The following is an 11045-nucleotide window of genomic DNA, read 5'->3' on the forward strand; positions in this document are numbered from 1 at the left end:
CCAGGACGGCGGAAGGCCCGCCGTCAACTGGAGATCGGCTGTTAGTTGTTGCCGAAGAGGTTGCGATCGGCACCCTGGACAGGCGTCTGGGCAGCCGGTTCCGACTTCTTGGTCGAAGCGGTGTACGAGCTGTCGACGGCGGTGGCCGCAGGGGCATTCGAACCATAATGGTCGCTACTAGCGAAGGCGCTGCCGGAAACAGCCAGAAGGGCGGCGGCAGTGAGAATGATCTTTTTCATTTTTTGATACTCCAGTATTTTTCCGTCCGTCTAGCGGCGTGTCTTGGGAGGAAATCGCGTCGTTCGGACAGCCCCGATGTGGGAAAGCCATACCGCCATTTCCAATCACGAAGTTTTTCCGTGTGGACCAAGTTTCCACCACTTGAAATTGTGCCAGGGCCTTCTACATTCGTTTTTTCCATTTGTTATCAAATAGTTATTCTAACAGACGGCGCGATCACCAACTGTGTCGAAGGCCCAGTGTTCACACCGTCCTGCACGCATCGTCAACAGAAACGAACCGTTCGGTTCGATTTTAGAGGGCGCTAATAGTCACTTTTCGAAACCGTTAACCTTTTTTGCCTCCGCCACGAGACGGAATCCGAGGCGGCGACCTGAGGCTTTCTGCCCCTGCAACGGCGGCCGCACCGTTTTCAGTGCGTGTCGCGCGGCATGGATGCGATGTCGTTTTCATGCCGACGACAAGCCGGCGATCATGGTTAGATCCTGCCATCTCAGGTGCCGCCGCGTGACGACGAGGCGGAGAATTGGGAAGCCGGTCAGAATCCGGCGCTGCCCCCGCAACGGTGGTGGAGTTCAGGTCGCAACGGGAGACCACTGGGCAAAGGCCTGGGAAGGTGTCGCGACAGTCCGCAAGGACAGCTCCAGAGCCCGGAAACCAGCCTGAGATGTTGGACTCGACTGATCGCGGCGGGCGGTCAAGAGGCGGATGGTGCATGTCCGGCGCAAGCCGGCGCGCGGCTTGATCCTTCCTCTCTCCCCTCCGTTCAGTCCTTCGATGCGAGGACAGGACTTCAATGCGAGGACAGGACATGGATGCGCGCAACGACATGCTGAAACGGCTGCAAGGCCGCAGGGACGGCTTCTCGCTCGAGCAGCCCTTCTATACCGATCCCGACTACTTCAAGCTCGACATGGAGCTGATCTGGTACCGCGACTGGCTGTTCATCGGCCATGATTGCGAACTGCCCCGGCCCGGCAGCTTCATCACCGTGCAGATCGGCGACTATCCTGTGGTGCTGGTGCGTGACCAGAAGGGCAACATCAACGCCTTCCACAATTCTTGCCGCCATCGCGGCAGCCGCGTCTGCAACACAGACAAGGGCACGGCGGCGAAGCTCGTCTGCCCCTACCATCAGTGGACCTATGAACTGGACGGCAGGCTGCTGTTCGCCAGGCAGATGGCCGAGGGTTTCGACAAGAGCCAGTTCGGCCTGAAGCCGGTCGCCTGCGAAAGCGTCGGCGGCTACATCTTCATTTGCCTCGCCGACGAGCCGGCGGATTTCGCGCCGATGCGGACGATGATCGAACCCTATTTGCTGCCGCATCGGCTGCGCGAAGCAAAGGTCGCCTTCGAGAGCACCATCGTCGAGAAGGGCAATTGGAAGCTGGTCTGGGAAAACAACCGCGAATGCTATCATTGCGCCGGCAACCATCCGGAGCTCTGCAAGACCTTCCCGGAGGCGCCGACCGTGACCGGCGTACAAGACGCCGACAGCGACCCGGAGATGCTGGCGCACTGGGCCAAGTGCGAGGCGGCAGGCCTGCCGAGCAGGTTCCGCATCGACCCGGCCGGACAGTACCGTGCCACCCGCGCGCCGCTGCTGCGCGATGCCGTCAGTTATACGATGACGGGAAAACGCGCGGTCAAGAAGAACCTGTCCGACGGCGTTGCCACCGACCGCATCGGCTCCTTGCTGCTCTATCACTATCCGACGACCTGGAACCACATCCTTGGCGACCACGCCGTCACGTTCCGCGTGCTGCCGATCAGCGCCACCGAGACCGCGGTGACGACCAAATGGCTGGTTCACAAGGACGCGGTCGAGGGCGTCGACTACGACCTTGCCGAACTCACCCATGTCTGGACCGAGACCAACGGCCAGGATCGTCGCATCGTCGAGGAAAACGCCTTCGGCATCCTGTCGCCGGCCTATGAACCCGGCCCCTATTCCGAACTGCACGAAGGCGGCGTCATCCAGTTCGTCGACTGGTACGCGCGTTTCATCGGTCCGCGCCTCGCCGAAGACGGCCGGCCGGCCCTGCGCAGCGTTGCTTGAGAGGTAAGGGATGAATGCGATGACGTATCTCGGCCTCTATCGCCATCTCGATCAGATGGCGCCCTGGAACGACAGGCTCCAGGTGCTGGAAGTGATCGGCGTGAGCGACGAGGCGCCTGATGTAAAGACCTTCACCTTCCGCTCCGACAACCAGACCTGGTTCCGCTACAAGCCGGGCCAGTTCGTGACGCTGGAACTGCCGACAGCGGATGGGCCCCTGATGCGCACCTACACGCTGTCGTCTTCGCCCTCGCGGCCGTTCTCGATCGCGGTGACGGTGAAGGCGCAGGCCGGCAGCACCGGCACGCGCTGGATGTTCGACCATTTGAGGCCTGGTTCGCACGTCAAGGCGTATGGGCCGGCCGGAGACTTTTCGCTGCACAGCCACCCGGCAGCCAAATATCTGTTCATCTCGGCCGGCTCCGGCGTGACGCCGATGATGTCGATGCTGCGCTGGCTGAACGACTGCGCGCCATGGACCGATGTCGGCTTCGTCAACTGCGCGCGCCGGCCCGAAGAGATCATCTTCCGCAAGGAGCTGGAATTGCTCGGCAGCCGCATGCCCGGCCTGTCGCTCGGCTTCATGATCGAGGAGCGGTCGAGCCGGGAGGGCTGGTTCGGCCATATGGGCCGCATCGACGCCATCCGGCTGCCGCTTTTGGCGCCCGATTTCCGAGAGCGCGAAATCTTCTGCTGCGGCCCCGATCCCTTCATGCGTGCCGTGCGCGGCATGCTCGAAGCCGCCGGCTTCGACATGGCGAAATACCATCAGGAAAGCTTTGCAGCGCCTCTGGCGGAGGAAATCCCGGCGCCGTTCGCCTCGCCGACCGGAGACGGCGCAGCCATTCCTGTCGAAGCCGCGACGCCGATCCGGTTCTCGATTTCGGATGTCGATGCCGCATGCGTCGCCGGCCAGACGGTGCTGCAGACGGCGCGCGCCTCGGGAGTCAGAATCCCCGCCGCGTGCGAATTCGGCCTGTGCGGAACCTGCAAGGTCAAGAAGCTCTCGGGCGAGGTCGAGATGAGCCACAATGGCGGCATCCTCGATCACGAGATCGAGGACGGCTTCATCCTCGCCTGCTGCTCCAAGCCGCTTTCGGCGCTTGACATCGAGGCGTGACCGGCGGCGCTCGGCGGTCTGCAACGCCGCTTAAAGCGCGTCGCATGAGCCCATTCGATGCGACACGCTTTGGAGCGAAATCCGACGGCCATTCAGGGAGTGATCAGCGTCACAGAAGGGAAATAAGTCCGGTAGCGGCCGATATCACGCGTCAGCAGCGGAAGGCGTCCGACGGCTGCGTGGGCGCCGATGAAAAAGTCAGGCAGCACGCCGGTCCTGGATCCTCCCGATCTACGATATTGTGTAAATGCTTTTCCGGCAAGGAAGAGGGCTGCTCTTGGCATCGGAACCATTTCTAGACCGGCCGCCTCGACAAACGCCTCGAGATCCTCGATGCGTGCGTAGCGGACGGCAAGCTCGGCATAGACCGCATCATTGATCAACAACGGCCCATCAAGGCTCGCTGCCTCGAGATGGGCGATCGACCAATCCGCCCAGCTCGAATCGTCCGTAACAACGTCGAGCAGAACGTTGGTGTCGACGAGCGTCACCGTTCGGAACGCGTCAGCGCCATGATCGCGTCCGTCGTGAGCCCCTCGCCGGCATGACCTCGCAACCTGGCGAAGCGGCTCGCCGGCTGCTTTTTGTCAGCACGGGTCAGCACCACGCTGCCATCGGCAGCGCGCCGGAAATCGACCTTGCTTCCCGGGACGATCTCCAGGAGATCGCGAACCGGTTTGGGGATGGTCACTTGTCCCTTCGCTGTAACGGTCGTCGCCATCTTCGTTCCTCGGTAATACCATGTCTCCCGAAGGTATTACCTTGCGGTTCGAATTTCAAGGCCTGAAGCGTCAATCCCCGGCCGGGAGGCGGGCTCGTCGACCGACAAGCCCGCCATCCCTGCATTCATGTCAACGCGATGTCTCAGCCATTGGCGAAGGGCACGGCGACATAGATCTGGGCATCGCCTCGTTCCACCAGCAGCAGCACCGATTTGCGGCCTGACTTGCCGGCCTGCGCGATCGCCTGCGTGGCCTGCCTGGCGCTCTTCACCGGCATCTGGTTGACGGCGATAATGATGTCGCCGGGCTGGACGCCGGAAGCCGCCGCCGCCTTGTTGGGATTGACCGCGGCGACCACCGCGCCACGCTGGTTGTCGGGGAGGTTCATCTGCTGGCGAATATCGGGCGTGATGTCCATCAGGCCGAGCCCGATCGCCGGCAGGCGGGCGCCCTGCCCGTTTCCCGGCGCGCCGGAATCACCAGATACCGACGCGGTCTGCGCATCGTCGCCATTGCGGCCGACGTCGACGGAAAGCTGCATGGTTTTGCCATTGCGCCAGACGTCGAGCGTTTCCTTCTTGCCGGGCGAGACATCGGCGACGGCACGCGACAGGTCCTTGGGGTCCTTTATCTCCTGGCCGGCGAAGCCGGTGATGAGGTCCCCCGTCTGGATGCCGGCCGCGGCCGCCGGCGAGCCCTCGGTGACCGAGGAGACCAATGCGCCGCCGGGGTGATCGAGACCTATGGCACTGGCAACGTCCGGGGTCACCGGCTGGATCTGGACGCCAAGATAGCCGTATTCGATTTCGCCGCCCTTCATCAGCTTGGCGACCACCTTTTGCGCCTGGTCGGACGGAATGGCGAAGCCAACGCCGACGCTGCCGCCATTCGGCGAATAGATCGCGGTGTTGATGCCCACGACGTTGCCGCTCACATCGACCAGCGGACCGCCAGAGTTGCCGTGGTTGATCGGCGCATCGATCTGGATGAAATCGTCGAACGGCCCGCTGTGGAGATCGCGGCCGCGCGCCGAGACGATACCTGAGGTGACCGTGGTGCCGATGCCGAACGGATTGCCGAAGGCCAGCACTTGATCGCCCGGCATCAACTTATCAGAATCTCCCCATTTTACCGTCGGCAGGGGCTTGTCGGCCTTGATCTTGATCACCGCAAGGTCGTTCTTGGCGTCGCGGCCGACCAGCTTGGCGGGAAGCTCTGAACCGTCGTCAAGCGTCACCTTGATCGAGCTCGCGCCGTCGATGACATGGTTGTTGGTGACGATGGTGCCGTCGGCGCCGACGATAAAGCCGGATCCGAGCGCTTCGGCGCGCTGCGACTGCTGCGGCGGCGCTTTCGGCCCGGGCACGCCCTGGTCGCCGAAGAACTGGCGGAAATAATCGTCGAAAGGCGAGCCGCCGCCGTCCAGGGGCGAGGCATCGCTCATGGCGTCCGGTTGCCCCTTCATGACGGTCGTAACCGTCACCACGGCCGGCTTGTCGGCTGCCACGATGGGGGCAAAGGAGCCGTTCGGGGCCGCTACGCCGGCTACGGGAGTCTGTGTCGTACCGACGGCGTTGCGGACGTCGTTCGGGCTTTCGGCGAAGGAGGCCACGATAGGAGAAATGATCAGCGCAGCGCCCAGCAGGGCCGCGACGCGATGTCTACGAAGAATGCTTATGGGTGACATGGTCGTTCTGTCCGGGCGAGAGTTGAACCTGGGCCGCGGATGGTTCGGGGAAAAACACCCGTCGGCTGTCGACAGCCGGATTGCCTGTCTCGCCGCGCATGGCAGCCGGCCGGATCGACAAACCAGCATCTAGGGCGCGGATTGGCCCGATTTAGGGTTTTCGGGCGACCTTACGAAGATTTAATTTTAGAGCCGGCTTATGGACCAGCCGCTCGGCTGAGATAGGCCGAGGCGATCTCGCGCATGCGCTCGCCGTCGAAACTCGGGCCGTGACCGCCATGGCCGATGCGGATCGGCAGGTCGAGCAGACGCCGCATGGTGAGGCGATAGGCCGACTTGTCGGAGTCTGGCAGGTCGTCGATCAGCCGGTCGTCATAGATGGCGTCGCCGCTGAAGAACAGGCCGTCTGCTTCGTCGAACAGCGCGATCGAATCCGGCGAATGCCCGGGCAGATGCAGCACGCGGAAGCGGCGGTCGCCGAGATCGACGACATCGCCCTCGTCGAGGGTGCGCGTCAGCGGCGCTGGCGGGATCTTGTAATCCGCAGCCTTCCAGCCCGGTGCCGGCAGTCGCGAGACGGCGCCGTCGAGGTCGTGGAACATGTAGGCGTAGGTCGCCGCCTCATCCATGTTCTCGAACTGCGCGGCACTCACCCTGGGTCCCGCGCGCAGCGCGAATTCATGCAGCGAGCCGACATGATCGAGATGGATGTGGGTGGCGACGACGATGAGCGGTTTGCCGGCCCGGGTTTCGATCTCCGGCGCCAGCGGGCAGATGCCCATGCCGGTATCGACCAAAAGGTCGGCGTCGCGGCCGGTGAGATGCCAGATGTTGGCGCGCACATAGTCATGCACGAACGGCTCGGTCAGCATCGTCGTCTTCTCGTCGACGATGCTCCTGCTGAACCAGTTCTCCATCAGAAGCGGCCCGGCATCAAGCGTGAGCCCGGCATCAGGTGTGAGCCTCGCATCAGGTGTGATCCTGGAATCAAGTATGGTCCCGACATCAGACGAAGGGCTTTCCGACCTTGTATTTTTCCGGCACCAGCCGCTTCAGGTAAGCCATGCCGGCGTCGGACAGATGGTTGGCGTCCGGCTTCATGAAGTTCTCGGGCATGTGACGGGTCTTGCCGGCCACGTTCTTCAGCGGCACCTTCTTCAGCACGGTTTTGGTGCCGTCATATTGCAGCGCCACGGAGCCGCCGCCCTGTTCGGCCACGGTGACCGCGAAAGCTCCCGCGTCGAACGCCTCCTGCGCGTCGACGGCGCTGATGGCGCCGACATAGCCGCGCGGCATGTAGCCCAGCGCATCGACGCGGGCGCGCTTGCCCGGCAGCCCTTCGGCGAGCGCCCGCTCGAGTGCCGCCGGCAGGTCGCTGCCCGATAGCTTGACATTGCCATGCTGGTCGCGCTCCAGCTTCTCGGGCGGGACCAGGCTTTCAACCAGCGCCTTGCCGTCGGCGGTGCTCACCCCTTCCGAAACGGCGACGATGCAGCGCTTGTGGCGGTCGAGCGTGGCGCGCACGTCCTCGATGAAGGCTGTGGCCGAGAACGGCCGCTCCGGCACGTAGACGAGATGCGGACCACTGTCGGGATCGAGCTGCCAAGCCGCGGCCGCGGCCGTGAGGAAGCCGGCGTGCCGGCCCATGACGATGCCGACATAGATGCCGGGCAGAGCGCGGAAATCGAGATCGACGGACAGGAAAGCGCCGGCGACGAACTCGGCCGCCGAGATGAAACCCGGCGTGTGGTCGTTCTCCTCGAGATCATTGTCGATGGTTTTGGGCGCATGCACGAACGCGATCTTGCCCCCGGCGGCATCGGTCAGGATCTGCTGCGTGCCCGACGTGTCATTGCCGCCGATATAGATGAAGGCATCCGCGCCGGCCTTCTTCAGGCCGTCGAGGACGACCTCGCAATAGGCTGCATCCGGTTTGTCGCGCGTCGAGCCAAGGGCCGCGCTCGGCGTTCCGGCGATCAGCCGCAGGCGGTCTTCCGGGACGGCGGAGAGGTCGATATAATTGCCGTCGCGGATACCGCGCACGCCGTGGATGGAGCCCAGGACCTTGGCGCCGGGATGCCGCTTGCGGATCTCCAGCGTCGCCCCGACCACGGTCTGGTTGATGACGGCCGTCGGGCCGCCGCCCTGCGCGATGACGAAAGTTCCGGCCATTGGTGAAATTCTCCCGGGCGATTGAATTTCAGGCACCTTCGCCTGTCTTTGGCCATCGCGCAACGGCAGAAACGACCGGCCGCGCCAGCGGCCGCGAGGTGAGGCTTGAGCTAGACGACGACGACCGGGTTCTTCTTGGAAACGCGGCTGTAGAGGTCGATGATGTCCTGGTTGATCAGGCGCACACAGCCCGACGACATGGCCTGGCCGATGCTCCACCATTCGGGCGAGCCATGGATGCGGTAGCCGGTGTCCTTGCCGTCCTGATAGATGTAGAGAGCACGCGCCCCGAGCGGGTTGGTGAGGCCGCCGGGCTGGCCGCCCTGCCATTTTACCAATTCCGGCTTGCGGGCGATCATTTCCGGCGGCGGGGTCCAGGTCGGCCATTCCCGTCCGTACTGGATGTTGGCGCGGCCGGACCAGCGGAAGCCGTCCTTGCCGATGCCGACCCCGTAGCGGATGGCGTCGCCCCCCGGCTGGACGAGATAGAGCATGCGCTCACTGAGATGAACGACGATGGTGCCGGGCGCTTCGCCCGTCTGGTCGACGACGATCTGGCGACGGAATTCCGGCTTGATCTTGAGGTAGGGCACCTCGGGCACATTGAAGCCGCCGTCGCTCAGGGATGCGTACATCAGGTCGGGACTGGTGATGTTCTTGTCGACGCTGATGCTCGGCCGGATCGGCCGCAGCGAACCGGTGACCGTGTCGTCCAGCTCGAGCGCCGGCAGGCCGCCGCCCGAAGTCGAGCAGCCGGCGGCGCCAAGCAAGGCCAACGCCCCTGCCCCGGATAAAACGGCGCGGCGGGAGAGAAGACTGTCGGTTTCGATTGCGTCGCCGTTTCGCGGCGGCGTCAGACTTTGCGGCAACTCACGCATGTACCCAAACCCTACGCTGTCGGCGGGAAGCACGGTCCGGCCGGATGACGGGCATTTTCATCATTCATGGTTGATAAAGCGTGAAGGCCTTGCGCTGCCTGCATTTGCGAACAGGCTGGGCGCCATTGCGCCCTCTCCGGTATCGCCAACCAGCGTGCCCTGCACGAAATCACCTCGGGCGGGTCATGATCCCGGCGCCAGCGTGTCAAAAGCGGGGGCCTCCATGTGCAAGACCTGAAAGATCAACCTCGAGCTTCTCGCCGAGATCGTGAACCTGTCGGGCGGCTCGACTGACGCCGAACTGCCGTTGGCGGGGGTAGAAACAAACCGCTTTACATTCTCCTGGACCGAAGGATTTATCCTCTTCTTTGAGCTCAAAGGAGACGAGCATGTCCTTCGAAAACTGGGCCGCCTTCGCTGCCGCGTCGACCATCCTCCTAGTCATTCCGGGACCGACCATCCTTCTGGTCGTGTCCTATGCCCTCGGCCAGGGATGGCGCACCGCACTGCCGATGGCCGTCGGCGTGGCGCTGGGCGACTTCACGGCGATGACCTTGTCCATGCTGGGCATCGGCGCCCTGCTGGCAGCTTCGGCCACCGTCTTCACGATCCTGAAGCTGATCGGCGCTGCCTATCTGGTCTATCTCGGCGTAAAACTGTTCCGGGCCGGCGGCGCGCTCAAGGCCGAGCCGCGCACCGATGCCGTGTCCTCCGCCAGGATGATGGGGCATGCCTGGCTGGTCACCGCGCTCAACCCGAAAAGCATCACCTTCTTCGTCGCCTTCCTGCCGCAGTTCCTCGACCGGCACGCCGATTTCTGGACGCAGATGCTGATCTTCGAGACGACCTTCCTGGCGCTCGCCTTCGCCAATGCCTTCGGCTACGCGCTGATCGCGTCGCGAGCGCGCAACCTTGTGCGCAACCCTAGGGCGATCCGCGTCTTCAACCGCACCGGCGGCACGCTGCTGGTTGGCGCCGGCATCGCCACAGTGGCGATGCGTTCAGGGAATTGAACAAGGGGGATTCGCTCAACGCACAGCGTTAGCACTGCCCCTCACCTGCCTGCCGGCGGATGAGGGGCGGCGTCGACTTTACGCACGAAAACAGCGCCAGCTTCGCCGTCTCACCACTTGATGCTGACGCCGAGATTGCCCTCAAGGATGCGCCGCTTGTCACCGCCGAGATTGGTGGTGTAGTCGCCGGTGGCGAAGAGGCTGACCTTGTCCGTCACCTTGGCGGTCACGCCGCCGCCGAATTCGAACGAGGTCGAGCGGCTTTCGGTCGAGATGTCGGTGGTGTCGAAGTTGACGTGATCCGTGCCACCGGAACCGTGCCAGAGATTGGCCTTGAGGTAAGGTTGCAGCACGGTGCCGTTCAATGTCGTCTCGCCCTGCAGGCGCAGGCCGAGGCGTCCGGTGACGTTGTCGTCGAGATCGAAGGAAACCGACGCGAAGCGATCCTCGGCATCGTCGAGCGATAGATGCTGCCAAATCAGTTGCGCCTGCGGTTCGAGCGTCCAGCCTTGCGCCAGCGCGATCGGGTAGCCCCCTTCCAGCGAAGCGGTGACGCCGGTTCCCTTGACATCGATGCCGATGTCGCGGGTCGAGGTCGCATCGCCGCTGAAAAAAGTGGCCATGACGACCCCGTCCAGGTACCAGCCCCCGGGACCGATACGGGTCCAGTAGCCGCCGACGCTGGTGCCGCCGAGATCGATGTCGCCGACGCCCAGATCGTTCTGCCCCAGTGCCTGGCCGCGCACATCGCCGTTCATGGTGGCATAGGCGATGAACAGGCCGGCACGATCGACGCCACCTGAAGCGGTTTCCTGGCCAAACACGTCGAAGCCGCCCTGGAACCCGAACAAGGTGCCGTCGAACGACGGCGAAACCGTTCCCGACCAGCCCATCTTCGCGTCCTGGCCGAAGATACGGCCCCAGACCGGAGAGAGTTCGGTGTTTGACAACAGGCTCTGTTCGCCTCGCCGTTCATGGAAAGTGCCAAGTGTCGTCATCGCCAGATGCTCGGCCACCGGCGGAACCGCCGAATAGACCGGGACCTCGACACGGTAGAGCAGGATCTCCTCCCCTGCCGCGGGCGTCGGAAGATCGGGCACCGCAGTCGGGACTGTCTCTTATCCACATCGCCGAGCCCACGAGACCGGAGCCTA

10 protein-coding genes, 1 pseudogene and 1 riboswitch are annotated in these 11045 nt (G+C 63.7%); of the genes and pseudogenes, 3 read left to right on the forward strand and 8 right to left on the reverse strand.

Translation table 11 applies throughout. The features are described 5' to 3' along the window. Positions 1-41: 41 nt before the first annotated feature. The gene (locus FJ959_RS31285; protein ID WP_140501224.1) at positions 42-239 is read right to left on the reverse strand and encodes a DUF680 domain-containing protein; all 198 of its coding nucleotides are present in this window, start codon (positions 237-239) and stop codon (positions 42-44) included. Positions 240-718: 479 nt separating this feature from the next. Beyond that, a riboswitch (cobalamin riboswitch) is annotated at positions 719-921 on the forward strand. A gap of 130 nt (positions 922-1051) precedes the next feature. Here FJ959_RS31285 and FJ959_RS31290 point away from each other — a divergent pair. Together FJ959_RS31290 and FJ959_RS31295 are read left to right on the forward strand one after the other, a co-directional pair. Further along, complete coding sequence (locus FJ959_RS31290) at positions 1052-2299, forward strand: aromatic ring-hydroxylating dioxygenase subunit alpha (protein WP_140625482.1); 1248 nt, start codon at positions 1052-1054, stop codon at positions 2297-2299. Between the two features lie 19 nt (positions 2300-2318). Next, entirely contained in the window at positions 2319-3419 is a 1101-nt protein-coding gene (locus FJ959_RS31295; protein ID WP_140625526.1) for a hybrid-cluster NAD(P)-dependent oxidoreductase, read from the forward strand. A gap of 92 nt (positions 3420-3511) precedes the next feature. On the opposite strand, the gene FJ959_RS31300 is transcribed toward FJ959_RS31295, so the two are convergent. The 6 genes from FJ959_RS31300 to FJ959_RS31325 form a co-directional block, all read right to left on the reverse strand. Further along, positions 3512-3910: a type II toxin-antitoxin system VapC family toxin gene (locus FJ959_RS31300; RefSeq protein WP_140625483.1), complete on the reverse strand. Its 399-nt coding sequence runs from the start codon at positions 3908-3910 to the stop codon at positions 3512-3514. Beyond that, entirely contained in the window at positions 3907-4140 is a 234-nt protein-coding gene (locus FJ959_RS31305) for an AbrB/MazE/SpoVT family DNA-binding domain-containing protein (protein ID WP_140501232.1), read from the reverse strand. Before FJ959_RS31305 ends, FJ959_RS31300 begins: the two co-directional genes overlap by 4 nt. Positions 4141-4283: 143 nt before the next feature. Next, positions 4284-5828 carry a DegQ family serine endoprotease gene (locus FJ959_RS31310; protein WP_140625484.1) on the reverse strand — a complete coding sequence of 515 codons (1545 nt, stop codon included), beginning with the start codon at positions 5826-5828 and terminating at the stop codon, positions 4284-4286. A 197-nt stretch (positions 5829-6025) separates the two neighbouring features. Then, positions 6026-6745, reverse strand: coding sequence for an MBL fold metallo-hydrolase (locus FJ959_RS31315; protein WP_140625485.1), 720 nt, complete (start codon positions 6743-6745; stop codon positions 6026-6028). Positions 6746-6833: 88 nt separating this feature from the next. Then, on the reverse strand, positions 6834-8000 hold the full coding sequence (locus FJ959_RS31320; protein WP_140558908.1) for a diphosphate--fructose-6-phosphate 1-phosphotransferase: 1167 nt from the start codon (positions 7998-8000) through the stop codon (positions 6834-6836). 110 nt (positions 8001-8110) lie between these two features. Then, positions 8111-8878, reverse strand: coding sequence for a L,D-transpeptidase (locus FJ959_RS31325; RefSeq protein WP_140567883.1), 768 nt, complete (start codon positions 8876-8878; stop codon positions 8111-8113). Positions 8879-9267: 389 nt separating this feature from the next. Between FJ959_RS31325 and FJ959_RS31330 the strand changes: the two genes are divergently transcribed. Then, the gene (locus FJ959_RS31330) at positions 9268-9891 is read left to right on the forward strand and encodes a LysE family translocator (RefSeq protein ID WP_140517779.1); all 624 of its coding nucleotides are present in this window, start codon (positions 9268-9270) and stop codon (positions 9889-9891) included. A gap of 110 nt (positions 9892-10001) precedes the next feature. Here FJ959_RS31330 and FJ959_RS31335 read toward each other — a convergent pair. Next, positions 10002-11003: pseudogene (locus FJ959_RS31335) on the reverse strand (autotransporter outer membrane beta-barrel domain-containing protein); the annotation flags it as partial. Positions 11004-11045: the final 42 nt, after the last annotated feature.

It is taken from the genome of Mesorhizobium sp. B2-2-4, assembly GCF_006442375.1.
GTDB lineage: Bacteria > Pseudomonadota > Alphaproteobacteria > Rhizobiales > Rhizobiaceae > Mesorhizobium.